This window comes from Roseovarius sp. (assembly GCF_040219995.1).
Lineage (GTDB): Bacteria > Pseudomonadota > Alphaproteobacteria > Rhodobacterales > Rhodobacteraceae > Roseovarius.
Genome location: NZ_JAVJUC010000006.1, coordinates 1 through 25477 on the forward strand (window position 1 = coordinate 1; position 25477 = coordinate 25477).

Consider the following 25477-nt stretch of genomic DNA (forward strand, 5'->3'; position numbering starts at 1 on the left):
GGCTCGTCGAGCAGCAGCGCGTCCGGCTCGCCCGCGAGCGCCATGGCAATCGCCACCCGCTGTTGCTGCCCGCCCGACAACTCGTGCGGGTAGCGGCGCAGGATCGCCTCGGGGTCCGGCAGGCGCACCTGCGCCAGCAGATCGCGCGCGCGGGTTGCATGCTCGGCCTCGGGCAGGGCGCAATCCAGGTGCAGCGCTTCGCGGATCTGCGTGCCGACCCGCATCGTAGGGGTCAGCGCCTGCCCGGAATTCTGCGGGATCAGCCCCAACTGGCCGCCCCTGATCCGCGCCAGATCCGCCGGGCTGCGCCCGAACATCTCGGCCCCGTCATAGATCACCTCGCCCGATATCTTTTGCAGCCCATGCTTGAGATAGCCCATGGCCGCGAGCGCCAGCGTGCTCTTGCCCGATCCGCTCTCGCCGACAATGCCGATGCTCTCGCCCCGGCAGACCGTCAGATCGACCTCGTGCAGGACCGGCAGCATCGCGCCCGCGCGCCCGCGAAACCCCACGCAGAGCTTGCGGATGTCGATCAGGGCTGTCGTATCTGCCATTTCAGATCACCGCCTTGCGGCTGTGGTCGAGACCGAGGCTCTTGGCCAGCGCATCGGCGCTGAGATTTATCCCGATGATCAGCGTCGACAGGGCGACGACCGGCGCGATCACCCCCAGAGGGGCCAGCGACATGTAGACCCGCGCGTCCGAGATCATCAGCCCCCAGTCGGGTTTCGGCGGCGAGACGCCAAAGCCGAGGAAGGACAGCGCCGAGAACCCAAGGAGCATCCACGACCACCGCATCGCGCCCTCGACCAGCAAGGTGTCGGTCACGTTGGGCAACAGCTCGCGCCGCACGATGTCGAGCGGGCGGTGCCCGCGTGCCCTTGCCGCCGAGACAAAATCGCGCGCGACCACCTCATGCGCCGCGGCCCGCGCCACGCGGATCACCGGGATGCCGAAGAAAAACGCCAGCGTCGGCATCAGCACCTCGCCGCCGCTGCCGAAGACGGTGATCAGCACCAAGAGCGGCAGAATGCCCGGCAGTGCCAGAAACGCATCCACCAGACGCATCGCAACCTCGTCGCGCCAGCCGCCCTTGAGGCCGAGGTAAACCCCCAACAGCCCGCCCCAGATCAGCGCGACAGGTGTCGCCGTGCCGGTGACCAGCAGCGCCTCGCGCCCGCCCAGCATCACCCGCGTCAGCACGTCTCGCCCCAGATGATCGGTGCCCAGCCAATGCGCGGGCGACGGGCCCGCCAGGGTGAGCGTTGCATCCATCGCCTTGTAGTCGAACGGTACGATCCACGGGCTAAGGACCGCCATCAGAAGGTGAAACGCCACCAGCGTCAGCCCGATCGCGCCCGAGGGCCGCGCCATCATGGCGCGCAGCACCTCGACGCTGCGCAGGCCGCGCGCGGCAGGGCTTGTGGAACTCATGCGCCCCTCTCCTGATGGCTGCGCAGACGCGGGTTGAGCGCAAGGCTGAGGATGTCGGCCACAAGGTTCACCCCCACATAGGTGATCGCCACGATCATCGTGATCGCCTGCACCACTGGCAGATCGCGGTCGGAAATGGCATCGACCAACAGCCGCCCGAGGCCGGGATAGTTGAACACCACCTCCACCACCACCACGCCGCCCAGGAGCCACGCGACGGTGAGTGCTATCACGTTGATCGCGGGCAGCAGGGCATTGGGCAGCGCATGGCGAAAGACGATGCGCCAGTAGGGCACGCCCTTGAGCGTGGCCATCTGAACGTAATCGCCCGCCATAACCTCGATCATCGAGGCGCGTACCATGCGCATGACATGTGCGATCATCAGCATGGTCAGCACGGTCGAAGCGAGGATGAACTCGGGAAAGAAATCCAGTGGTGGGGCATCGGCAGGGGTCAGCACAATGGCGGGCACCCAGCCGAGCCAGATGGCGAAGATCAGGATCAGGATCGTGGCGGCGACGAATTCGGGGATGGTCATGGCAAAGATTGCCCCGGTCGAGAACAGGATGTCCGGCCAGCGGTCCCGCCACAGACCGGCGATCACCCCCAGGAAGATGGCAAGCGGTATGCCCACGCCGAGGGCCCCCGCCGCCAGCAGCAGCGAGTTTCGCAGCCGGTAGCCTACCAGTTCGGCGATCCGTTCCTGGCCATTTGCCGACAGTCCGAAATCGCCGGTGAGAATGCCGCCCGACCAGTCCAGATAGCGGGTGAGTGCGGGCGTGTTCAGCCCCATAACCTCGCGGCATTTTGCAAGCGCTTCGCCATGTGCGTCGCGCTCCAGAATGGCGGTGCAGGCATCCCCCGGCAGCGCCTCGACGCCCAGAAAGATGATCACGGAGACAAGCCAGACCGTGACCAGCCCAAGGGCCAGGCGCCTGATGATCAAGGCCAGCATTTATACGTGTCTCCCCAGGAACGCGCCGCGAGTGTCTGCGCAAGCCTAGACCAGCCCGCGCGCCTGCGTCGAGAGTTTCCTGCATGGGGCGCGGGGACGTGAACAGGCGTGTGCGCACGGGTTCGGCATGTTTGGGCGAAATGGACGAAACCTGGTTCGGCGCATCGATTGTCCATGACCATGCATTGAGCCAGTGGGCGTGCTGGCCTGGCGCTGCCGTTGGATCAAAGCACCCTGCGCGATACGCGGTCGAAGACCGCTGCGCATCGTCATGCCAGAGGCATGCCTTCGGCATGACGCCGCCCCGACGGCACGGCGATTTGGCTGCAAACTGCGCATCGCTGGATGTTTTCCCGACTTGGCAGAGATAAAATTCTTCCGAACAAGCGTAGCATCGCCGTACCGCGGCCCGTCGATGCGCGGCTCACGGCAACGGAAGCTTCAGGACATCCCAACCCTCAAGTTTATTCAGACAATCGGTTGCAAGGCCGGGATCACGGGCCGACAAACCCTGGTCGAGGCGATCAACGGGCGGGATGCCGATCGGGCTCTTGGCCCAGGTGGCGAAGACTAGGCGCGCATGCGCCACGCGCGCCATGCCAGACCCGGCAGGATCAGCGCGCAGCGTGTATAGCGCAGGAGCAGGCGGCGCGGATCGCTCAGCATGCGCCAGAGCCATTCCATCGCGATGCGCTGCATCCGCATCGGCGCCCGCCGCTGTTGCCCGGCGATGAAATCGAGCCCGGCACCGATGCTGGCAAAGCCCATATGTGGCAGGGCCGCATGGGCGCGGGCGGCGAAGATTTCCTGTTTCGGTGCGCCAAGGGCGACAAGGCACAGCCCCGCGCCCGACGTCGCAAGCGCCTTGATCACTTCCGCGCCCTGATCGCCAAGCGGCGCGAATCCCATAGGCGGCGCGATCCGCACGGCGATCTCCAGACCCGGTACGCGCGCACGCAGACTGTCCTCCGCCCCCTGCAGGGCGGTCTCGGTACTGCCGACGAGGGCCAGCGGCGTGCCGGTCTCGGCGGCGATGCGGGCCAGCGGTTCGATCAGGTCGGAGCCGGTCACAAGTTCCACCGGGGTTCTGGCCAGCCGCGACAGCCAGACCACGGGATTGCCATCGGCCACCACGAGATCATGCCGGGCATAGGCGTCGAGAAATTCCCGATCCCGGGGCAGTTTTACCAGATGATCGAGATTGATCGTCGCGAGTGCGAAACCGCGCCCGGCGCGCAGCCGGTCGGACAGGTCGGCCAGCAGCCCCGCGCGGGTGAGTGGTGCGACGCAGAGCGTGCGGTCGTGAATGCGAAAGTTCAAATCCGGCGTCCCGATAGCTGTCTGACCCATATGCTATAGCAGGGCTGGGTTCAGACTGCGGCGAAATCGCGGGATTTTCAGGGTTTTCCCGAGCGTGCCTGTGCCCTTGCTGCATCATCGCTACTTAAAGGCTTGTTATTGGAAGGCAAAGGTCTGAATCTTGTCACGATCTTATGGTTAGCGGGGGCGCATGAACGAGCGGAACGGTGCAGATCGGGCGGCCCATAAGGCAAAAGGCGGGCGCGTGGCGCTCGTGGGTTGCGGATTCGTGGCCGATCTCTACCTGCGCTCCCTTGCCGTGCATCCCGAGGTGACCGTCGTTGCGGTGCATGACCGTGATTCGGCCCGGCAGTCGGCGTTCGCGGCGCATTGGGGGGTGGAGACCGAAGACAGCCTCGCGGCCCTTTTGGCGCGGCTTGCCCCTAATGATGTGGTTCTGAACCTCACCAATCCGGATGCGCATTACGAGATCAACCGCGCCTGTCTGGAGGCTGGCCATCACGTCTATTGCGAAAAGCCGCTGGCGATGGAGATGGCGCAGGCGCAGGCGCTGCATGATCTGGCGGACGTGCGGGGTCTGATGCTGGTCTCGGCCCCCTGTTCGGTTTTGGGCGAGGCGGCGCAGGTTTTGCTTGCGGCGGTGCGGCGCGGCGTGGCGGGGGTGCCGCGCCTTGTCTATGCAGAGCTTGACGACGGGTTCATCCCGCAAGCGCCCTTTGCCAAATGGCAGAGCGAGAGCGGTGCGCCCTGGCCGCACGCGGACGAATTCGCCGTCGGCTGCACGCTGGAGCATGCGGGCTATTACCTCAGCTGGCTCATCGCCATGTTCGGCCCGGTGGAGCGGGTGGTTGCCGCCTCGGCCGAGGTGCTGCCCGACAAGCCCGGCGCGTCAGGCACGCCGGATTTCTCGGTGGCGACGCTGTTTTTTGCGCAGGGCCCGGTGGCGCGGTTGACCTGTTCCATCACGGCACCGCATGATCACCGCATTCGGGTGATCGGCGATGCGGGCGTCTTGCAGGTGAAAGAGGCGTGGAACAATGCCGCGCCGGTGCGGTTTCATAGGCGGTTCGTCCTTCGGCGGCGGCTTTTGGAGCACCCGTTGGGCCGTCGCTTGCGCGCGCGCGGGTCGTCGCATCCCAAGGTCGGCCGTTGGGGGGCCGCGTCGATGAATTTCGCGCTTGGCCCGGTGGAGATGCTGGAGGCGCTCGCCGAATGTCGGGCCTGTCGGCTGACGAATGCCATGGCGCTGCATCTGACCGAGGTGACACTGGCCATTCAGAACGCAGGCTGCGATGCAGGCGCGCACGTCATGCAAAGCACATGCGAACCGATGGAGGCAGCATCATGGGCCTGACACTGATGATCACCGGGGCGGGCGGCTTTCTGGGCCGCGCTGTCGTGGACGAGGCGCAAGCGCGCGAGCACGAGGTACGCGCGCTGACCCGGGACGATCTCGACCTTGCATCGGGGGAATTGCCCACGCTCGACGGCGTGGATTGCGTGATCCATCTGGCTGCGTCGCTCTCGGGCGACGAGGCGGTGCAGGCGCGCGACACCGTTGAGGCGACGCGCGGGGTGATCGAGGCGATGCAGGCGCAGCCCCTGCCGCCGCGACTGGTGCTGGCAAGTTCCATCGCGGTCTATAGCGCGGATGCCAAGGGTGTCGTGACCGAGGCCACCCCGCTGGAAGATCGCCCCAATCGCCGCGACGCCTATGCGCGCGCCAAGCTTGCACAGGAGGACATGCTGCGCGAGAGTGGGTTGCGTCACACCATCCTGCGCCCCGGTGCGATCCTTGGCCCCGATCGGGTGACGACCGCGCATCTTGGCCCCGCAGCGGGTGGCACGCTGATCCTGATGGAGCGTGGCGGCGAAGTGCCGGTCGTCTCTTTGGCGGATTGTGCGCGGGCCTTCGTGCTGGCCGCCGAGATGCCGGGCGAGGGCCGGGCGCTCAATATCCTCGGGCCGGACCGGCCCACGCGGGCGCGCTATCTGGCGGCGCTGCGGCGCACCGGCTGGCCGCGCCGAGTGCTGCCGCTCAACTGGCGGCTGGTGATGCCGCTGGCTTGGCTGCTCTCGCCGCTTGGCGGTCGCCTGCCCGGGCTGTTGCGCCCCGCCATCCTGCGCGCCCGGATGCGGCCCCTGCGCTATGACATCGCGGCGGCGGAGGCGGCGCTGGACTGGACACCGCAGGACGATTTCGAGACGGCCTTTTCCCGTGCTGTGGAGGGCGGGGGATGAGCCTGCGGATCGCCTATCTGACGGGCGAATATCCGCGCGCGACCGATACGTTCATCCAACGCGAGGTGGCGGCGTTGCGGGCGCGCGGGCTGACGGTCGAGTCCTGTTCAATGCGCCGCACCGGGGCGGAGCATCACACCGGCCCCGAGCAACGCGAGGAGGCGGCAGGCACGTTTCATGTGCTGGAGGCGACCCTCTCGCCGCGCTGCCTGATCGCCGCGCATCTGGCAGCCTGGCGCAGGCCGGGGGCGTGGCTGCGGACGCTGCGGCTCGCGTGGCGGACAAGCCCCGGCGGGGTGGCCGCGACGCTCTATCAGTTCATCTATCTGGCCGAGGCCGCCGTGCTGGCGCAGCACTTGCGCGCGCGGGGCCTCACGCATCTGCACAACCATATCGCCAAGTCGAGTTGCACCGTGGCGATGCTCGCCTCGGAAATGTCGGGCATCCCCTACAGTTTCACCCTGCACGGGCCGGATATCTTCTATGAGCCGTACCGCTGGCGGCTGGATGAAAAGATTGCGCGGGCGCGGTTCGTGGCCTGTATCAGCCATTTTGCCCGTTCGCAGGCGATGGCGTTTTCAAGTCCTGAGCATTGGAGCAAGCTGCATATCGTGCATTGCGGGGTTGACCCTGCGCGCTATGACGGGCCCGCACCTGACGCGCCCGCGCATCTGCTGTTCGTCGGACGACTGGCGGCGGTCAAGGGGGTGCCGGTGCTGCTGGAGGTCCTGCAGGGGCTGATTGCGGATCATCCCGATCTGCGTCTGACGCTGGTCGGTGAAGGGCCGGAGCGTGAAGACTTGGAGAGGCTGGCAGCGCCCCTTGGGGATCATGTGGATTTCGTCGGTTACAAGTCGCAAGACGAGGTGGCGGCACTGCTGCGCGAGGCGACGGCGCTGGTCCTGCCAAGCTTTGCCGAAGGATTGCCCGTGGTGCTGATGGAGGCATTGGCTGCCCGCGTGCCGGTGGTGACGACGCGCATTGCGGGCGTGGCGGAACTGGTCGAGGACGGGGCAAGCGGACTCTTGGTGCCGCCCGGTGACGTGGTGGCGCTGCGCGCGGCGCTGGCGCGGGTGCTGGCAGACCCGGAGGCGCGCCGTCGTATGGGCGAGGCCGGGCGCGTGCGAGTGGTGGAGGAGTTTGCCTCGGAGAGCGAGGCGGCATGGCTCGCCGCACTGTTCGAGGGCTATGCGACCGACACCCCGCCTAAAACTCTAAGACCGGAGAGCTGCGCATGAGCCTCGCCGTAGTGCTGATCGGGCGCAATGAGGGCGCGCGGCTCGTGGCGGCGCTCGCCTCGCTGGAGGGGCGGCGCGTCGTCTATGTCGATAGCGGCTCCACCGATGGCAGCGTTTCGGCTGCGCGGGCGGCGGGCGCGGAGGTGGTGGAACTCGACCCCGCCACGCCCTTTACCGCCGCGCGGGCGCGGCATGCAGGGTTCGGTGCGCTTGGGGAGGTGCCGCCGGACATCGTGCAATTCATCGACGGCGATTGCACGGTGGTGCCGGGCTGGATCGAGGCGGGGCTGGCTGCCTTGGAGGATGACTCAACCCTCGGGCTCGTCACCGGATGGCGGGCGGAAATCGCCCCCGAAGCTTCGGTCTACAATGCGCTTTGCGATCACGAATGGCACCGTCCCGCGGGCGAGATCACGGCCTGTGGCGGTGATATGATGGTGCGCGCCCGCGCCTATATCGAGGCCGGGGGCTTTGACGCGCAGGTGATCGCCGCCGAGGATGACGAGTTTTGCCAAAGGCTGCGCAAGGCGGGGTGGGGGCTGCGCCGCTTGCCCCTGCCGATGACCCGGCACGATGCCGCGATGACGCGGTTTGGCCAGTGGTGGCGGCGCGCGGTGCGCTCGGGCCACGGCTTTGCGCAGGTGGGCGATCTGCATCCGGGCTATTTCGCGCGCGAGCGGGCGCGGGTCTGGGTCTATGGCCTCGGGCTGCCGGTGCTGGCGCTTGCGGGGCTGGTCTTGTGGTGGCCGCTGCTGGTGCTCGTCCTCTCGGCCTATCTGCTCTCTTACCTCAAGACGGTGCAGGGGCTGCGCGGCGAGGGTATGGCCACTGGCACCGCGCTGCATCACGGGGTCTTTCTGACCCTGTCGAAATTTCCCAACCTGATCGGTATGCTGACCTACGCCTTGCGCAAGCGGCGCGGGGCGGCGATGCGGATCATCGAATACAAGTGAGCGGTGTGCATGACGGATAGGACGATCAATGTGGGGCTTGTCGGCGCGGGCTATATCGCGGGCTGGCATGCGGCGGCACTTAAGCTGACACCGGGGGCGCGGTTGGCGGCGGTCTGTGATCTGTCGGCCTCGGCGGCTGAGGGGCTTGCCTCGGCGTATGGAGCGCGGGCCTTCACCGATCTGGACGAGATGATCGCAAGCGGCGAGGTCGAGGCGGTGCATATCCTGACGCCGCCCGACAGCCACGCAGCCCTGGCGCGCAAATGCCTGGCCGCCGGATTGCATGTGCTGGTGGAAAAGCCGGTGGCGCTGTCGGGCGAGGAGGTGGCAAGCGTGGCCGAGACGGCGCGCGCTGCCGGGTGCCACTTTGCCGCCGGGCATAATTTCCTCGGGCTGCCCGCCTATCAGCGTCTCAAGGGGTTGGTCGCGGCGGGGGAATTGGGCCGGGTTTCAAGCGCCGAGATCACCTGGGCCTTTCCGCTGGGACCGCTGCGCTCTGGGCCCTTTGGCCTTTGGATGCTTCGTGAGCCTGGCAACCTTCTGCGTGAGCTTGGCCCGCATCTTTTCGCCTTCGCGCACGATCTGTTCGGCCCGGTCACTGTGACGGGGCTGCATCTGTCGAAACCCGTGCAACTGCCCGGCGCAGGGGAGCGCCCGCAAAGCTGGCGGATCACGGCAGAGGCGGGAGAGGTCGATCTGGCGATCAACCTGCAACTGGTCGAGAGCATTGACGACCGCTCGCTGACATTGCGCGGCTCATCGGGGCTGGCGCGGCTGGATTATGCCGCCGATGTGCTGACCGTGACCCGCGAGAATACCGCTGATCTGGTTCTCAACCCGTTCCTGCGAGAGATGGGCGGGGTTTGGGAGCACCTGCGCGAAGGCGTGGGCAATGCCGCGAAGCAGATCGGGTCGCTGAACCGCAAGTCACCCTATGCGCTTGGGTTTTTTGGTATGTTTGACGCGTTTTACGGCACTATCCGTGACGGAAAGCCGCTTGATCCGCGTTTTGACGGCGCGGCGGCCGAAGGCGTGATGCGCGCGATAGACGCGACGATTGCGCTGATGCCGGATCAGGGGCGCGAGACCGTACGCCGCCCCAAACCCCGCCGCACACCGAAACCGACGGCGCTGGTGATCGGCGGCACTGGGTTTCTGGGCCGCGACCTGACGCGCGCGCTGGTGGCGCAGGGCCATGACGTGCGGGTGCTGTCGCGGGGCGCGCATGGGCCGTTCGACGATCTGCCCGAGACTGTCGAGACCTGCGCCGTCAGCCTGCGCGACGAGGCGGGGCTCACGCGCGCGATGGAGGGGATCGACGTTGTGTATAACCTCGCGCGCGCGCTTGGCACCTCGTGGGAGGACTGTCTTGAGAACGATATCGGCGTCTCGGACCGGATCGCGCTGGCGGCGCTGGCGGCTGGCGTCAAACGCTTTGTCTATACCGGCACGATAGCCTCTTATGACATGTCGAACCCCCAAACGGTGATCACCGAATCCACGCCCTTTGCGCAGGATATGAGTGACCGCAATCTCTATGCCCGGTCCAAGGCGGAATGCGAGCGGCGGCTGTGGGAGATGCAGCGCGAGCATGGCCTGCCCCTGACCATCGCGCGACCCGGGATCGTGGTGGGGCATGGCGGCCCGCTGCAGCACTGGGGGATCGGGCGCTGGCACGGCGCGGGGGCGGTGCGGCTCTGGGGTGAGGGGGACAATCCACTGCCCTTCGTGCTGATCGGCGATGTCTCGGATGCGCTGATACGGATGGGCACACAGGAGGCGGCGCTCGGGCAGTCGTTCAACCTCGTGGGTGATGTGCAGCCCTCGGCGCGCAGTTATTTCAACGCCATCCACATGCGGCTTGGCGCGCGTCTGCGGGTGAGTTCGGGAAACCTGACGATGCTATGGGCCTCGGATGCGGTGAAATCCGTGCTCAAGACCTATGCGCTGCGCCGGCCCGGCGTGATCCGCGCGTCGCTGCGTGACTGGCAATCGCGGGCGCATTACGCGCGCTTCGACAATGCCAAGCCCAAGGCTTTGCTGGGATGGACCCCGGTCGCAGATCGCGAGGCGTTCTTGCAGGCGGCGGTGGACCGGGCCAACCTCATCGGGTTCTGAGGCTCGGGGCATATAATCAGTGATTTTCCGTCGCATTGTTGCCGGATTTGCCCGGCATACCGGGCGCAACAGGCAGGAGTTCCCGGATATGGCAGCATCGGCTCGCCTCTTCATGACGCACGGCACGCGCCCCGGCGCGTCGCGGGTTGTGGAACTGTGCCAATGAACCTCCCGCGCCACGAGGCCTATATGCGCCGCCGAGAGGCACGCCGCGCCACTGAGCAAGCCGAAGACACGCATGATCCGGTGATCGAGGAGAGCGAAGACTCGGCTGTCTTTTCGCTCGACCAAGGGATGCGCGCCGAGCCGGAGGAAGCGTTTGCCGTAACTCCCGAATCGCTGGACAGTCCTGAGCCTGAGCCTGAGCCTGAGCCTGTCGCGTCGACACAGCATCTGCTTTGGGATGCTCTGCGGGCCGTGCCGCTCGATACCCGTCACCTGATCCGAAATCGCATGATTTCTGCCACCCGCGAGGATCCGGCGCATGTGGCCTTTGACGTGCTGCGCACCAAGCTGGTGGCGACGCTGAGGGCGCGCGGCTGGCACCGGGTGGCGATCACCTCGGCGACGCCGGATTGCGGTAAGTCCTTTGTCGCGGCCAATCTGGCGATCAGCCTGTCGCGGCAATCGGGCCTGCACACCGTCCTGATGGACATGGACCTCCGCCGCCCGTCGCTGGCAAAGATGCTTGGCATCTCGGAGCCGGGCAGCATGTCCCGTTTCCTGACTGGCGAGTTGACCGCCGACCGGCATTTCCTGCGGCCCGACAAGAATGCGATGCATATCGGGCCACAGCTTGCGCTAGGTCTCAATGATCGGGCGGAAGCCTATGCCGCGGAGCTCCTGCAGGCGCCGGGCACAGCGGCGGTGCTGGCCGATGTTTGTGCGCGGCTGGCGCCGGATGTGGTGATCTTCGACATGCCGCCCGCGCTCTACTATGATGATGTGCTGGGGTTCAGGCCGCAATTCGATGGCGTTCTGCTGGTCGTCGGCGGCGGGCGCAGCACCGCAAAAGAGGTGCGCGACCTCAAGGCCCGCTTTGGCGACGAGGTGCCGCTACTGGGCGTGGTGATGAACCGGGCCGAGGGCGAGAACATCACCAAATACGGCTATTGACCCGGCTCAGTTGCCGCCAAGTGCGCGTAACGGCAAGAGCCTTTCCTGTATCACCCGAAACAGGATCGGCAAAACCAACAGCGCGAGGGTCAACGTGCCGAGGCGTTTGAACAGGCGCGCACGCCGCTCGCCGCGCAGGCGCACAACCGGGATCGAGACCACCGGGGTGATGCCCAACTCGTCCTCAAGCTGGGACGGGGTGCGCAGCACCGGGTTCAGGATCTCCAGCACGAGGGCGAGGGCCAGCCCGAGTGCAAGGCTGGCCAGCCCGCCCGCGAGCGCCAGCTTCTTGCGGCTGGTCGAGACCGGATACTGCGGCGGGATCGAGGTTTCGAGGATTTCGAACCGCTCCTGCTGTTGCCGGGTTTCCAGCACGCTGGCCATTTCCGCCTCGACCCGGTTGCGGGTGATTGTGGTCAGCTGTTCCTGAAGCTGGGTCAGGTCGCGATTGAGCGCGCCGAGTTCGCGCTCCACCCGTGGTGCGGCGGCAAGTGCGGCCTCGATGGCGGCGATGCGGCTGGATACGAGCGCGCGCTGATCGTTCAATTGTCCGACCTGACGGGCGAACACCTCTTCGCGCTGACGCGAGCTTTCGGTCTCCAGCGCGATGATCTGCTGATCGATCTCCAGGAGTGTTTCCTGCAAGGTCCCAAGCTGATCGCGCATCGACCCGATGCTGGTCGGCAAGGCGTCGGCATTGGCGCGCTTGAAGTCGGCGATCTGTTCTTCGAGCGTCACGATGCGCGCATCCACGCGGGCCTCTTCGTCGCTGTAGAAATCGAGCGTTTCCCGCACCGACTCCATGCGGCGCTGACGGTTCTGACTGATCACCGCATCAACGAAATCATTGGCGACCTCGGCGGCCTTGTCCGGGTTGCCAAGGCTCACCGTGACGCTCAGCCCCGAGGGCGTGGTTGCCGGTCCCGCGCCGGGCATGCCGACGGTGATCTGCTCGATCCGGGCTGAAATCCGCAGTTGATAGATCTTTTGCGACAGCGGCATGTCGTGGGCATCGGCAAAGAGCCCGTGCTTGTCGATCATCTTGATCAGATGATCGCGCGCCATCAGCCGCTGTTCGATGAGTTGCAGACGGTGGCGCGCATCGCTGCCGATGATCTGCCCACGGCTGTCGCGCTCGACCTGCGGCGTCTCGATCTGGATGACCGCCGTCGCCTGATAGACCTTGGGCTGGTTGAGCGCGACCATGACCGACACGACCGATCCGATCAGTGCAACAAGCACGATCACCCACAGTCTGCGTCGCAGCATCCGCATCACGTCGGGCAAGGATTTGATCGAACTCATGGTCTACCTATCAGCGTCGTATCGCAGTGCATCGACGAAATGACGATCAGGGGCCAAACCATGCCGACAGGTCAGGCGGGAGACCCCGCGCGCCCCGCCGACCGAATGCCCCCAAACGGTCCTGACAGAATTACGTCTTGATTTCGCCCCAATTTAACGATCCGGCCATATTTGCGCCACAGTTTATTGCCCGCGATCCGGAAACACTGTGTTGCTCTAGCCGGGCAGGGTGACAAGCGCGGCGATGATCCCGTCCGCAATGACGAGATGCCCGGAAAATGTCGTGCCCTCGGCAAACGGTGGGCAGGGGCGCATTAGCGTGGCGGTGAACCCGGTCGCGTGGGCGGTGAACGTGACCGCCAGATCGTGAAATTCGAGCAAAGTACCGCTCCGGGCATATTGTGCCTTGTAGGTGGCTTCCTTGGCGCAGAAGATCAGCCGGGCGGCGAGGGGCGAGGCATGGCGCGCGTGTTCCTGCGGGGTGCAGACCGTGTCTGTCAGATTCTCGGGCAATGGGGTGGCCGGTTCGAGATCGAGGCCGACCCCGGCAAGATCGCCCGTGCGCGTGACGACGGCAAGACATACGCCCGCGCCGTGGCTGATCGTGCCGGTTAGGCCCAGGGGCCAGAGCGGGGCGCGGTCGACACCCTGCGGGATCGGGGCAGGGGGCAGGTCAAGCGAGGTCATGGCCGCGCGCGCGGCGCGGCGTCCGGCGGCGAATTCGCGCATCCGGGCTGGGATGGCGCGCGTCATCGCCGCCGCTTCTTCGGGCATGAGGCCGGTCTCGGGGGCGGTCGGGTCGGCCTGCCCAAGCGCCACTCCCGGCGGCAGGAGCGCGCGCAGGGCGGCAGTAAGCGCTTTGGTCATCCCCGGCGCGCGGCGCGCATCGCGCGGCGCTTGGCCATCGCATCGGTGCGTGCAGAGGCGCGGGTTTCGGCGGCCGCGGCCGGGGCCGCTCCGGGATCGTTGGCCGGTTTGGGCCCGTCACCGCGCAACTCGGCCACCCGCGCGGCAAGCGTGGCCAGTTTCGGGCAGCGGAAGATGTCGGTGATGCCGAGGCGCTCGACGCCCAGTTCGGTCCGTATCTCGCGATGCGCCTGTACCGCCAGCAGGGAATGCCCGCCAAGATCGAAGAAGCTGTCCTGGGCGCCGATTTCCGCCACGCCGAGGATGCGCGCCCAGATCGCCGCGATCTCGCGTTCTAGGCTGTTCGCGGGTGTGACGGGCGCCGTGGCCTTGACTGGGCGTGGCGCGGTGATTTGCGCAGGCGCGGGCAGCGCCTTGCGGTCCACCTTGCGGTTGGGGGTGAGCGGAAAGGCGTCGAGCGGGACGATATGGGCGGGCATCATGTGGGCAGGCAGGTGCTGCGCCAGATGCGCCTTGACCATGGCCTCGGGGGCCGTGCCGCGCAGATAGGCCACGAGACGCGGATCATTGGGGGTGTCCTCGCGCAGGATCACCACGGCCTCATCGACGCCCGCGCAGGTCTCCAACGCCGCCTCGATCTCGCCCAGCTCGATCCGGTAGCCGCGCAGCTTGACCTGTGTATCAGCCCGCCCGATGAAGTCGAGCCGCCCATCGGCGCGCCAGCGCACCAGATCGCCGGTGCCGTAGATGCGCCCGCCCGCGCGGAACGGATCGAGGCGGAAGCGGTCGGCGGTGAGATCCTCGCGCCCCAGATAGCCGCGCGTGACGCCATCGCCGCCGATCCACAATTCGCCCGGCTGGCCGACCGGCACGGGCTGCATGTCGGTATCCAGAACATACGTTTGCGTATTGGCGATTGGCGTGCCGATGGGGCAGGGGCCTGGGGTCTCCTCGGCCGGGCCGGTGGTGGACCAGATCGTGGTCTCGGTCGGCCCGTACATGTTGGTGATCAGCGCGTCGGTGAGGCCGCGAAGCTCCTGCACCAGACTGCCGGGCAGCGCCTCACCGCCGAGCATCAGGTGCCTGATCCGCCCGAGGGCATGCCGCGCCTCGTCATTCATCGCGATCATCCGCGCCATCGACGGGGTGCATTGCAGATGCGTGACCTTGTGGCGCAGGATTTGCGCGGCAATGGAGAAATCATCCTCGGGGATGCCGCCCACCTTATTCGACCGCTCCAGCACGCGCGCCAGGGGCCGCAGCCCGTCGAGCACCTGCCGCACCGGGATGCCGTAGTCGATCAGGCAGGCGACCTCGTCGACACCGATGCGCTTGAGCTCTTCCACCCGGGCGACGCAATCCTCGACCGTGCCGAAGAGCCCCGAGTCGTTGAAATACCGCTCGAAGGCGAAATCGAGGATGCCTTCGAGTTCCTCGTCCTCCAGCGATCCGAGATCGAGTTGAAAGGCGTTGTCCACGCCTTTCGGTTTTTTGAAGGCCGGAAAGGCCCAGGCATATTGCTTGATGAGCCCGGCGGCGGAGCGCAGGTAATCCTTCATCGGCTCGCGCGCGACGCGGGCGGCCTCTTCGCGGGTCTCGGCCACATAGGTGTGCAGCATCAGCGTGACGGTGAAATCGGCCGGATCATGCCCCGCCTCGCGCAGGGCGGCGTGGTAGAGGGTGATCTTGTCGCCCACTTCGGCGATGGATTGGCCGAGCAGGTGGGTCAGCACATTGGCCCCGTTGGCCCCGGCCTCGCGCCATGTCTCGGGGTTGCCCGCCGTCGTCACCCAGACCGGCAGGTCGGATGACACCGGGCGCGGTTGTGTGACCACCTCGTGCAGCGTGCCGTCGGCGCGGGGGAAGCCCACCGACTCACCCTTCCACAGCTTGCGCAGATCGCGGATCGCTTGATACATCGCGGGCTTGTTGTTGGGCGGCGCGTTCTCTGGGCGCAGGACAAAATCGTCGGGCTGCCAGCCCGATGCGATGGCAAGGCCCGCGCGACCATTGGTGAGGTTGTCGATCACCGCCCATTCCTCGGCAATGCGGGCGGTGTGATGCAGGGGCGCGACGCAACTGCCCGCGCGGACCGCGAGGTTCTGCGTCACGGCGGCCACGGCGGCACCGGTGACGGAAGGGTTGGGATAGGGGCCGCCGAAGGCGTGGAAATGCCGTTCGGGCGTCCAGACGGCGCAGAAGCCATGCGTGTCGGCGAATTGTGCGCCTTCGAGCAGGGATTTGTACTTGTCGCGCCCGGTGCCGTCATCGTTGCCCCAGTAATAGAGGCTGAATTCCATGCCGCGATCCGAGGTGGCGATCTGCCCCGAGGAGACCAGCGCGCGGCTTTCCTCGCCGCTGAGCACGAGGGTATAGCCGCGCGCAAGGCTGTAGAAGAGTTCCAGCACCGAGATGTCGAAACTGAGGCTGGTGACGGCGAGCCAGACGGCATTTGGCGCGGTCGGGATACGGTCGTCCATCCCGGCGAAGAAATTGGCGAGGTTGCGATGCGTGACCATCACGCCTTTGGGCTGTCCGGTGGAGCCGGAGGTGTAGATCACATAGGCCAGATCGTCAGGCCGCGCGCCACCGTCGGGTGCCGTGTCGGGCGCAGTGGCAAGGCGTGGGTCACTGTCGATGAGCAATCGTTGCGCGGTGCCCTGCGGCAGGGTGTCGGCTACGTCAGAGCGGGTAATCACCACCCGCGCGCCGCTGTCGGTCAGGTAATGCGCCAGCCGGTCGGCGGGATAGGCCGGGTCCATCGGCACATAGGCCCCGCCTGCCTTCCAGATCGCCAGCGCGGCCACGACCATATCCGCCGAGCGCGGCAGGCAGAGCCCGACCAGCACGCCGGGGCCCACCCCCATCTGCCGCAGCACATGGGCAAGGCGGTTGGCACGCCCATCTAGCGCGGCATGGCTCAGGGTCTGGGCCTCGAAGACCAGCGCACGGGCCTCTGGGGCCTCGTGCGCTTGCGCTTCGATCAGCCGGTGAATGGGGCGGGCGTCATAGGGGGTATCGGTGCGGTTCCATGCCTCGATGACCAGTTGGCGTTCGGCCTCGGGCATCGCGGCGCTCTCCCCGCGCCCGAGCGCCTCGAGCCGTTTGGCCAGCAGATCGGCCATCGCGGGCGAGAGGCGGGCGGGATCGTAAAGGAGCGTCGGCGCATCGGTCAGATCGACAGTCAGCGCGGTGCCGGGAATGAGGCCCACGCCCGCCTGGCGCAGCCCCAGATGCGGGCGATGTGTGGCATCGAGTGCTGGGTCGCGGGCAAAGAGATCGAGCGCAAAGGGGCCGCGCGCATCGGCTTGCTCCAGATCGTGGGCCAAGCGATCCGCCTCGACCGGCACCCATGTGCAGGCGAGATCCAGGGCCTCGGCCTGCGCGGGGCCGGTATAGGCCAGATGCCCACCCTCGGTGCCGCCAATCCGCGTGGCCCATGTTGCGACGGCAGCAAGGGCCGTCTCGGGCGCAAGATCAAGCGCTCGGCGCTCGGGGGGTGCGGTTTCGCCTGCGGCAAAGGGAAGGGTGATCGGACGCATGCCGGTCACGATCCTGCGCCAATAGCCGTCTTGCGGGGCGAGATCGGCGAGCGCCTGCCGGTCTGCGTCAGAGGCGGGCGTAACCACGCAATCCACCGGCGCGCAGGCGGCGAGATCGACCCCCGCGCCCTCGGGGCCTGTGATCCTGCTCAGGCGCAGTGCGCCCTCGCCGGTGGCGACGGTCAGCCGGGTGCCGTCATTCTCCAGCACCGTGCCAGGCGCGCTGTCTCCGGCCACGGGTTCTGCCCGCCCGGCGAGCAACAAAAGGTCGCCGATGCGCAGCCGTGCCATGCAGAGCGGGTTGAAATAGCCGCCATGATCAAGCGCGCGCGCCACCCGCGCAAGATCGGCGGCGGGACGATTGAAATCGAGCCAGGCGCTCCCGGGGCGATCGTCGCGCGCGTGATAGCTGCGCGGCACGCTCTGCTGTGCGACCAGCCCCGGCACGCCGTGTTCCAGCGCGCGGATCACCTCGTCAAAGCTGTCGAGCGCCGCCGCATAGCACTTGGCGTTGAGGGTAAAGGCGGTCTCATCCGGTGCGATGTCAAACAGACGCTGCACCACGATGCGGCCTTCATCAATGCCGCCCTCGATCAGGTGCCAGGTGATGCCATGCTGCGCGTCACCCTCCAGAATGGCCCAGACCGGTGCGTTCAGCCCGGCATGACGGGGCAGGGGGCCATCGTGGAAATTGACCGCGCCGCGCGTGGCGCGGGCAAGAACGTCTTGTGGCAGAAGGTCGAGATTGGCGATGGAAAGCAGCCAGTCGCAGCTCAGATCGCCCAGGCGTTCGGCCAGCCCCGCGCCGGGGGTCTCGACGCGCAGGCCCTTTTCGCCTGCCCATGCGGCAACATCGGCACGGCGTGTCACCACAGCCGCGATGCCATGCCCGCGCGCCAGCCACGCCTCGCCGCATTGCAGGGCGAGGGATTCGTTGCCGATGAGTAGCGCCTGCATCATGCGTCCGCCTTTCGTTTGTTCGTGCCCCGCAGGGCCGAGCCCAGATCGCCCAGCACCAGATCGCGCAGGAAATGCGGCGGGCGCGGCGCGCCCTTGCGCCGGATCAGCCGCCACAGGCTGCCGAGGGTCGCAGCGGTCAGATGTGCCAGCGTGACCAGCGCGAGATAGCCGCGCCCGTGGTTCTTGATGAAATAATGCCGCCGAGAGGCGAACCAGTAGTCCGGCACCCGCCCCCAGCCCTTCATGCCCGTCGAGACCGAACCGAGATGTTCAACGCGGGAGGTGGCCACGTAATGCGTCTGCCAGCCCGCCCGCGCGGCCCTCAGGCAGAGGTCGGTTTCCTCGAAATAGAGAAAGAATGTCTCGTCAAAGCTGCCAATGGTATCGAGCACCTCTTGCCGGATCATCAGGCTTGCCCCGGCCAGCCAGTCAACGGGCTTTGTGGTCTCGGGCAGGGGAAGGGGCACGGCGTGATGGCGCAACAGGCGGCTGACGGGGCCAATGCGCGCGGCCCCTTCGAACTCGCCAAGGATGGACGGGAAGCGAAAGCAGGTCACATGCGGCGTGCCGTCGGGGCCGTGGATTTGGCTGCCCGCCAGACCGGCCTTGGGCGTTGCTTCCAGATGGGCCAGCAGGGCCGCGATGGCACCCTCAGCGGGGAAAGCATCGGAGTTGAGGATATAAACGTAATCCGGACGCGTGCCGTCCGACAGCCCGGCGCGCATGCCCGCGTTATTGCCCGCGCCAAAGCCGCCGTTATGGCCGGATTGGATGACGCGCACCCGCTTCCAATCCGCTGTTTCGGTCTGCATCTTCTCGAACGAGCCGTCGCCCGATGCGTTGTCCACGATCACGATCTCACCTGCGATCCCTGCCATCGCGCGCTGTGCGGCAGTGGCAGCCTTGAGGCTCATCTCGGGCGTGCGCCAGTTGAGCACGATGGTGAGGACACGGGGGGCGGTCATTCCGCGGCCTCCCGGTGGTTTGGTGGGGCATCCCGCGTGTCCTCTGCCGCCTCGAGGACGCGGCGCATGCGGGCGGCGAGGACGCGAACATTGGGCTCCAGCACCATGGAATCGTGATCGCCCGGCACCTCGGTCACCGAGAGGTTGGGGGCGTGCCCGGACCAGTCATTGTCGGGCAGCACATAGGCGCGCTCGGAACTCACCCATTGGCCGTTCGAGACCTGCCACTTGCCCGATTGCGGTGGGCGGAAGAGGTGCAGCGCGCCGTCCCAGGGCCGGACATTATAGCGGGCGATGGCGCGGTAGAAGGCGGCCTCGATCTCATGATCGTGGAAATGGTGTTCGGAGGTTTCCGCGTGATCCTGCGGGCGGCGTTTGGCGATCTCCCATGCGACGCGCCGCGCGGCCCATTTGAGCGGGTAGAACGGGCCATTCGATTTGATTTCCTGCCATTGAATCACGGCCCTGTCGCGACCTGACAGCGGGCGGCGTTGCGGCAGCGGCGTGTCGAGCAGGATCACCACCGCCACCGTTTCGCCCGCCGCCTCAAGCTGTTGCGCCATCTCGTATGCGGTGATGCCGCCGCCCGAGAACCCGCCCAGCAGGTAGGGGCCATGCGGCTGCACCTGACGGATCTCGGCGATCATGTCGCGGGCGGCCTCGGTCAGGTCGTCATGCGGCGCGTCATCGCCGTAGAGGCCCCGCGCCTGAAGTCCGAAGAACGGCCGGTCATCGCCCAGAAGATGCGCCAGATGGCGCAGGTTCAACACGTTGCCGAACATGCCCGCGACGAGGAAGAAGGGCGTTTTGGGCCCGCCCTCGCCGCGATGCATGGGCACCAGATGGGTGAAGCGGCGGGCGGGTTCCGTCCTGGCCGGTGCGCTCTCGCTTGCCTCCTGCGGGCCGATGCGCGCCTCAATCAGGCGCGCGCAGGCGCGGATGGTGGGGGCCTCGAACAGGATCGAGATCGGGAAATCGACGCGGTAGGCCTTGCGGATCATGCCGAAGAGCCGCACGGCAATGAGCGAATGCCCGCCAAGATCGAAGAAGCTGTCCTCGACGCCGACCGGGTCTAGGCCGAGAAGGTCCGACCAGAAGCCCGCGAGTCGGGTCTCGATCTCGCCCTCGGGGGCGACGTAATCGCCGTCGAGATCGGGCCGCTCGAACCGTTGGCCGGTCTCGTCGGGGGTTTGCGCGCCCGCCTCAGCCTGACGGATGAGGGCGGGCAGGTCGAGCGAGGAGACCAGCACTTGTGGCTGACCGAGGGCGAGCGCGCGTCGGAAGGCCTCGGCCCCTTCGGCGGTCCGGATGCCTTCGCGCAGGTTGTGGCGCAGGCGGTCCTCGGCGGGGCTTGATGGTGTGCTTTCAGCGCCAGCGTCAAAGCGGATCTCACCGGCGCGGGGCGGGGTGATCGCCAGCCCGTCCGCCTGTTTGCGGATGGCGAAATCCTCGATCTCGACCAGCACGCGGCCATCAGGATCGGTGAGCGTGATGTCAAAGCGGGCGACGCCGGTTTCCTGCGCCTGATCGGTCGTGAGGCGGGCGATGCTCCAGACCTCCGGCCCGAGCGGCGCATGCACCCGCAGCGCGCCATAGGACATCGGCACCCAGAGATCGCTGCCGTCATAGCCGTCGATCAGCCCCATGGCCCAGCCGGTGGCGATATCCATCAGCGCGGGGTGCAAGAGGTGGCCATTGGCCAGATCGCCCTGCGCCTCGGCGGGCAGGCGCAGATGGGCGAGGCCCTCGCCCGAACCGAGGCCACGCGCATGGAGCACGCGCCAGCGGGGGCCAAAATCGAGATGCGCCTCTTGGGGGGAGGGGAGTGGATCGCCTGTCGCCTTCTGCCAATTCTCCATACGCTCGCGCATGGTGTCGATATCGCGCGGGGCGGGGGGCGTGAGCGGCAGCAGGCGCAGATCGGCCTCGGCCAGCGTGACCCAACCTTGACGGCCCGCCTGTTGGTGGGCGGCCTCGATCCGGGCAGCGTAACCCTGATCGCTGCGGGTGAGAGTGAGGCGCATGTCGCGCGTGGACCCTTGGGCCAGGTCGAAGGGGCGAAGGAACATCAGATCGCGGATTTCGAACGCGCCCTCCTCGCCCTGCGCGCGCAGCGCCTGCGCCAGCAGGTCGAGATAGCCAGTGCCGGGCAGAAGCGCCTGACCGTCACGCGTGCGGTGCTGATCGAAAACCCAATGGGTGGCGGCACTGTAGCTTGCGTGAAAGACCCGGTTGCCCTCGGCGTCAAAGCTTGCCTCGTTGATGAGCGGGTGATCGACCGGCAGGCGCGGGGCGGCAGGAGCGGTGCCGCTTGCCTGAGCCACGGCCTCGGCGGCCATGCCGACCTCGGCCCAGATGCCCCAGTCGAGCGCAAGGACGCGGGTGCGCCCGCCCGCCCGCGACCGGGCGTAGGCGTTGAGATATTCGTTGGCGGCGACGTAATCGACCTGTCCGGCGGGGGCGGTCGCGGTGGAGCTTGACGAGAACAGCACCAGCCAGTCGAGCGTGCCGTCGGGAAAGACCTGTTCCAGCACCTGCGTGCCATGGATCTTGGGGGTGAAGACATCCTCGATCGTGTCCGGCCCCTTGGCCAGCAGCGGCGCGTCGGCGATCACACCGGCGGCGTGGATCACGCCGTTGAGATGGCCAAAGCGCGTCTCGATCTGCGTTTGCGCGGCCTGCATGTCCTCGATATTGCTGACATCGCCCGCGATCACCATGACCTCGCCGCCAAGCGCCTCTAGGCGGCTAACAGCGGCGATGCGGCGGGCGAGCGGATCGGCTGCGCCGCGTGTCGCGGTGATCCGGGGCCAGTCGGCGCGGGGCGGCAGGGCGTGACGCGCCATGAGCATGATATTGGCGTTGTTTTGCGTGATGAGATCTTCGGCCAGCGTAAGGCCAATGCCGCCGAAACCGCCGGTGATGAGCACGGTGTCGCCCTTGGCAATCGGGGCGGTGCCGGGGGCTAGTTCTGTGGCGCGCCATTCCATCTCGTAGCGGCGGGTGCCGCGCAGGGCGGCCTCGTGGCAGCGGGGGTCTTGCAGCAGGTCTTCGAGCACGCAAGCGACAAGGCCCGCATCGGGCGCGCCGCGTGCAGGCAGGGTCAGATCGAGGCTGGCGGTGGTCACATGCGGCATCTCGCGCGGGATCACGCGGAGCGGGCCTGCGAGCGTGGATTTGGCGGGGTAGGGCAGTGCCTCGTCGCGGAGTTGTGCCGCGCCGGTGGTGAGGGCGGTGATGTGCAAGGGCGCGCTCAGTCCCCCGTCGCCCATGGCCTGCGCCAGAAAGAGCAGGCTGTAAAAGCCCTGTTCCTGCACACGGTGAAAGAAGCTGGAGCCGGGGCGGTGGTGTTCGTCGCGGGTGACCAGCCAGAAATGCGCGATGCGGCTGGGCGCGCGGCTGTCTGTGACAAGCGCACGTATCAGCTGGTCACAGCCCTCGCGCCCGCGTTCTGGCGAGAGGGTGTAGCGCCTTTTATCCAATCGCGCGAAGCTGTCGCCGGGGGTGACGGTGGTGACGATATGGCCCGCGGCGCTGAGGCGCTCGGCCACGGCGTAGGCCAGGCCGGTGTCGTCCTCGAAAATCAGCCATGTTTCCTTTGGGAGCAGAGCAAGATCTGCGTCGGACGTGATCTCGACCTCCGCCAGCCGGGGCCGCCAATGCGGGGTGTAGCCCCAGTCGGTAAGGTCGTCGCGATGGGTGGGCCAATCGTCCTCTGCCGCCGCGCGGGGCGCGCCGGGGGCGATGAAATAGGGTTTGTGCTGAAAGGCATAGCTGGGCAGCGGCACGCGGCTGCGCTGTGCCTCGCCCCAGATCTGTGGCCAATCGATCTCGATCCCCACGGCCCAGAGACGGGCCAGCATGGCCATGAAATATTCGTCATCGGCGATGCTGTCTTCGGGGTGGCGCAGGGTGCCGATGACCTGATTGGCGCTGATCGCGCCATGTGCCTGTGCGAGCGACGAGAGCGCCTTGCCGGGGCCCACCTCGAGGAAGACGCGGGCAGGGGTTTCCGCAAGCCGGGTGAGGCCGTCGGCGAACTGCACGGTGTGGCGCAGGTGGGCGACCCAATAGGCGGGGTCGGTGGCCTCTTCTGCCGTGAGATAATCGCCGGTGCGGTTGGACAGGATGGGGATTTGTGGTGCGCTCAATTGGATGGAGCGCAGATACTCCTCAAAGCGGTCGAGGATCGGCTCAAGCATCCGGCTATGCGCTGCGATGTCGATGGCTATGCGCTGCGGTTCGATCCCGTCGGCGCGCAGGCGGGTGTCGAGATCAATGAGGGCGGCTTGCGGCCCCGAGACGGCGGTGAGGTCGGGGGCGTTGAGCGCGGCGATGTCGAGTGTATCGCCGAGATAGGGTTTCACGGCTTCGGCAGAGAGCGGCACGCTGAGCATCCCGCCCTTCTCGACGGTATCGAAGAGTTGCCCGCGCAGGTGGACGAGGCCGATGCAATCCTCAAGGCTCAGGATGCCGGCCAGACATGCGGCGGTGTTCTCGCCCATGGAATGGCCGATCAGGGCGGCGGGGGTGACGCCCCAGCTTTGCCAGAGTTGGGCCAGCGCATATTCGGTGATCATGATCAGCGGCAGTTGCACAGAGGGGCGTTTCAGCCGCTCCTCCGCCGCCGCCACTTGATCGCGCTCCGGCAGCCAGAGGGCGCGGATGTCGTAATCGAGCTTGGGCGCGAGGATATCGAGGCCGCGATCCATCCATTCGGCAAAGACCGGCTCGGTCTCGTAGAGGTCGCGCGCCATGCCCGCATATTGCGCGCCGCCGCCGGGAAACATGAAGACAACATCGGGATCGTCGAGCGCCTGATGGGTGAAAACGCGGCGGGTGTCGCCCTTGTCCAGCCGGTCGGCACCCTCGGCATGGCTGCGGGCGACGGTGACGCGGCGATGCTCAAACGCACGGCGGCCCTCTTTGAGCGTGTAGGCGACATCGGCCAGCGGCTGTTCGGGGTGCTCGCGCAGATGCGCGGCGAGGCGGGTGGTGGCGTCGTCCAGCGCGGATTTCGAGCGCGCGGAGATCACCAGCGGCTGAAACGGCCAGTCGCTCGCCTCAGGCGCGGCACGGGCGGGCGGCTCTTCCAGAACCACATGCGCGTTGGTGCCGCCGACGCCCAATGAGTTCACCCCGGCGCGGCGCGGGTGGTCGCGCTTGGGCCAGGGGGTGAGGCGGTCATTGACCGAGAACGGGCTGCCGTCGAAGGCGATGGCGGGATTGGGGGCCTCATAACCCAGAGAGGGCGGCATTTCCCCGTGATAGAGCGCCAGCGTGGCCTTGATCAGGCTCGCCACGCCCGCCGCCGTGTCGAGATGGCCGATATTGGTTTTCACGCTGCCGATGCGGCAGAAATCAGCGGCTTGGGTGGTTTCGCGGAACGCTTGGCTGAGCGCCGCGACCTCAATGGGATCGCCGAGATAGGTGCCGGTGCCGTGGCATTCGACATAGTCTACGCTATCCGCCGTAACGCCTGCCACCGCCTGCGCCTCGGCCACCGCCGCCGCCTGACCGTCGACCGAAGGTGCGAGATAGCCCGCCTTGGCCGCGCCGTCGTTATTGACCGCAGAGCCCTTGATCACGCCCCAGATATGATCGCTGTCGGCCAGCGCATCCTCCAGCCGCCGCAGCACAACCATGCCCGCGCCAGAGCCAAACACGGTGCCCTGCGCGCGATGGTCAAAGGCGTGGCATTCGCCGTCGGGCGACAGGATCTCGCCCTCGTTGTAGATATAGCCGCGGTTTTGCGGCAACTCGATGGTGACACCACCGGCGAGCGCCATGTCGCATTCGCCATTCAACAGCGATTGCGCGGCGTAATGCACTGCGACAAGCGAGGTGGAGCAGGCGGTTTGCAGGCCGAGGCTTGGCCCCTTGAGATCGAGGATATGGCTGAGCCGCGTGGTCAGGAAATCCTTGTCATTGCCGGTATGGCGCAGAAGGAACATGCCGACATCGTCCACCAGATCGCGGTTGGAGCAGAGGTTGAAGTAAAAATAACTCCCCATGCCGCAGCCCGCGAAGACGCCGATGGGGCCGGGGAAGGTCTCCGGCATGTGGACCGCATCTTCCAACGCCTCCCACGCGACCGCCAGAAAGCGGCGGTGCTGCGGGTCGAGGATCGCGGCCTCCTTGGGGCCGAAGCCGAAGAACTCGGCATCGAACATCTCGAACCCGTCGAGCGGCGCTGCATATGGCACGTAGTCGGGGCGGCGGATGGTTTGGGGGGTCTCCCCTGCTGCCAGCAGTTCGGCCTCGCTCAGCCGCCTGATGGCGCGTTTGCCGTCCCGCAGGTTCGCCCAATACTCGGCCACGGTCCGCGCACCGGGCAGATGCGCAGCCATTCCGACAATGGCAATCTCTGTGCCGTTGAGGTCGGTCGCGTTCATGTCACAGGCCATCAATGAACAATGCGGAAATCATAAGGCGTCCGGTATCTTTCCACAATGCGACGGT

Annotated in this window: 15 protein-coding genes; 6 read left to right on the forward strand and 9 right to left on the reverse strand. The window is 66.9% G+C overall.

The annotated features are described in order from the left end of the window. From RID11_RS00525 to RID11_RS00540, 4 genes are all read right to left on the reverse strand, one after another. On the reverse strand, nucleotides 1-554 hold a 554-nt coding region (locus RID11_RS00525), incomplete at its 3' end, for an ATP-binding cassette domain-containing protein (protein WP_350134865.1). 1 nt (nucleotide 555) lies between these two features. Continuing rightward, nucleotides 556-1434: an ABC transporter permease gene (locus RID11_RS00530; RefSeq protein ID WP_350134868.1), complete on the reverse strand. Its 879-nt coding sequence runs from the start codon at nucleotides 1432-1434 to the stop codon at nucleotides 556-558. Then, entirely contained in the window at nucleotides 1431-2390 is a 960-nt protein-coding gene (locus tag RID11_RS00535; protein ID WP_350134871.1) for an ABC transporter permease, read from the reverse strand. The genes RID11_RS00530 and RID11_RS00535 overlap by 4 nt, the downstream gene beginning before the upstream one ends. A 570-nt stretch (nucleotides 2391-2960) precedes the next feature. Then, entirely contained in the window at nucleotides 2961-3740 is a 780-nt protein-coding gene (locus RID11_RS00540; RefSeq protein WP_350134874.1) for a WecB/TagA/CpsF family glycosyltransferase, read from the reverse strand. Nucleotides 3741-3900: 160 nt separating this feature from the next. Between RID11_RS00540 and RID11_RS00545 the strand changes: the two genes are divergently transcribed. From RID11_RS00545 to RID11_RS00570, 6 genes are all read left to right on the forward strand, one after another. After that, a complete protein-coding gene (locus RID11_RS00545; RefSeq protein WP_350134877.1) occupies nucleotides 3901-5064 on the forward strand; it encodes a Gfo/Idh/MocA family protein in 1164 nt (387 codons plus the stop codon). Next, nucleotides 5055-5951: an NAD-dependent epimerase/dehydratase family protein gene (locus tag RID11_RS00550; protein ID WP_350134880.1), complete on the forward strand. Its 897-nt coding sequence runs from the start codon at nucleotides 5055-5057 to the stop codon at nucleotides 5949-5951. The genes RID11_RS00545 and RID11_RS00550 overlap by 10 nt, the downstream gene beginning before the upstream one ends. Continuing rightward, a complete protein-coding gene (locus RID11_RS00555) occupies nucleotides 5948-7189 on the forward strand; it encodes a glycosyltransferase family 4 protein (protein ID WP_350134883.1) in 1242 nt (413 codons plus the stop codon). The genes RID11_RS00550 and RID11_RS00555 overlap by 4 nt, the downstream gene beginning before the upstream one ends. After that, nucleotides 7186-8142, forward strand: a complete 957-nt coding sequence (locus RID11_RS00560; RefSeq protein WP_350134885.1) for a glycosyltransferase family 2 protein — start codon at nucleotides 7186-7188, stop codon at nucleotides 8140-8142. Before RID11_RS00555 ends, RID11_RS00560 begins: the two co-directional genes overlap by 4 nt. Nucleotides 8143-8151: 9 nt before the next feature. After that, the gene (locus RID11_RS00565) at nucleotides 8152-10260 is read left to right on the forward strand and encodes an NAD-dependent epimerase/dehydratase family protein (protein WP_350134887.1); all 2109 of its coding nucleotides are present in this window, start codon (nucleotides 8152-8154) and stop codon (nucleotides 10258-10260) included. A gap of 162 nt (nucleotides 10261-10422) precedes the next feature. Continuing rightward, complete coding sequence (locus RID11_RS00570) at nucleotides 10423-11376, forward strand: CpsD/CapB family tyrosine-protein kinase (RefSeq protein WP_350134890.1); 954 nt, start codon at nucleotides 10423-10425, stop codon at nucleotides 11374-11376. A gap of 6 nt (nucleotides 11377-11382) precedes the next feature. On the opposite strand, the gene RID11_RS00575 is transcribed toward RID11_RS00570, so the two are convergent. The 5 genes from RID11_RS00575 to RID11_RS00595 form a co-directional block, all read right to left on the reverse strand. Continuing rightward, a complete protein-coding gene (locus RID11_RS00575) occupies nucleotides 11383-12681 on the reverse strand; it encodes a Wzz/FepE/Etk N-terminal domain-containing protein (RefSeq protein ID WP_350134893.1) in 1299 nt (432 codons plus the stop codon). Nucleotides 12682-12897: 216 nt separating this feature from the next. Beyond that, the gene (locus RID11_RS00580; RefSeq protein WP_350134896.1) at nucleotides 12898-13548 is read right to left on the reverse strand and encodes a 4'-phosphopantetheinyl transferase family protein; all 651 of its coding nucleotides are present in this window, start codon (nucleotides 13546-13548) and stop codon (nucleotides 12898-12900) included. Continuing rightward, nucleotides 13545-18050, reverse strand: a complete 4506-nt coding sequence (locus RID11_RS00585; protein WP_350134900.1) for a MupA/Atu3671 family FMN-dependent luciferase-like monooxygenase — start codon at nucleotides 18048-18050, stop codon at nucleotides 13545-13547. Before RID11_RS00585 ends, RID11_RS00580 begins: the two co-directional genes overlap by 4 nt. Beyond that, nucleotides 18047-19015, reverse strand: coding sequence for a glycosyltransferase (locus RID11_RS00590; RefSeq protein ID WP_350134902.1), 969 nt, complete (start codon nucleotides 19013-19015; stop codon nucleotides 18047-18049). The genes RID11_RS00585 and RID11_RS00590 overlap by 4 nt, the downstream gene beginning before the upstream one ends. Next, nucleotides 19012-25410 carry a type I polyketide synthase gene (locus RID11_RS00595; RefSeq protein WP_350134905.1) on the reverse strand — a complete coding sequence of 2133 codons (6399 nt, stop codon included), beginning with the start codon at nucleotides 25408-25410 and terminating at the stop codon, nucleotides 19012-19014. The genes RID11_RS00590 and RID11_RS00595 overlap by 4 nt, the downstream gene beginning before the upstream one ends. Between the last annotated feature and the right edge of the window lie 67 nt (nucleotides 25411-25477).

What these genes read in the sequence shown, in the direction of transcription:
- RID11_RS00580 (WP_350134896.1), bottom strand. Translation starts at nt 13,548, where the DNA reads ATGACCAAAGCGCTTACTGCCGCCCTGCGCGCGCTCCTGCCGCCGGGA.
- RID11_RS00540 (WP_350134874.1), bottom strand. Translation starts at nt 3,740, where the DNA reads ATGGGTCAGACAGCTATCGGGACGCCGGATTTGAACTTTCGCATTCAC.
- RID11_RS00590 (WP_350134902.1), bottom strand. Translation starts at nt 19,015, where the DNA reads ATGACCGCCCCCCGTGTCCTCACCATCGTGCTCAACTGGCGCACGCCC.
- RID11_RS00575 (WP_350134893.1), bottom strand. Translation starts at nt 12,681, where the DNA reads ATGAGTTCGATCAAATCCTTGCCCGACGTGATGCGGATGCTGCGACGC.
- RID11_RS00545 (WP_350134877.1), top strand. Translation starts at nt 3,901, where the DNA reads ATGAACGAGCGGAACGGTGCAGATCGGGCGGCCCATAAGGCAAAAGGC.
- RID11_RS00550 (WP_350134880.1), top strand. Translation starts at nt 5,055, where the DNA reads ATGGGCCTGACACTGATGATCACCGGGGCGGGCGGCTTTCTGGGCCGC.
- RID11_RS00530 (WP_350134868.1), bottom strand. Translation starts at nt 1,434, where the DNA reads ATGAGTTCCACAAGCCCTGCCGCGCGCGGCCTGCGCAGCGTCGAGGTG.
- RID11_RS00570 (WP_350134890.1), top strand. Translation starts at nt 10,423, where the DNA reads ATGAACCTCCCGCGCCACGAGGCCTATATGCGCCGCCGAGAGGCACGC.
- RID11_RS00595 (WP_350134905.1), bottom strand. Translation starts at nt 25,410, where the DNA reads ATGAACGCGACCGACCTCAACGGCACAGAGATTGCCATTGTCGGAATG.
- RID11_RS00565 (WP_350134887.1), top strand. Translation starts at nt 8,152, where the DNA reads ATGACGGATAGGACGATCAATGTGGGGCTTGTCGGCGCGGGCTATATC.
- RID11_RS00585 (WP_350134900.1), bottom strand. Translation starts at nt 18,050, where the DNA reads ATGATGCAGGCGCTACTCATCGGCAACGAATCCCTCGCCCTGCAATGC.
- RID11_RS00535 (WP_350134871.1), bottom strand. Translation starts at nt 2,390, where the DNA reads ATGCTGGCCTTGATCATCAGGCGCCTGGCCCTTGGGCTGGTCACGGTC.
- RID11_RS00560 (WP_350134885.1), top strand. Translation starts at nt 7,186, where the DNA reads ATGAGCCTCGCCGTAGTGCTGATCGGGCGCAATGAGGGCGCGCGGCTC.
- RID11_RS00555 (WP_350134883.1), top strand. Translation starts at nt 5,948, where the DNA reads ATGAGCCTGCGGATCGCCTATCTGACGGGCGAATATCCGCGCGCGACC.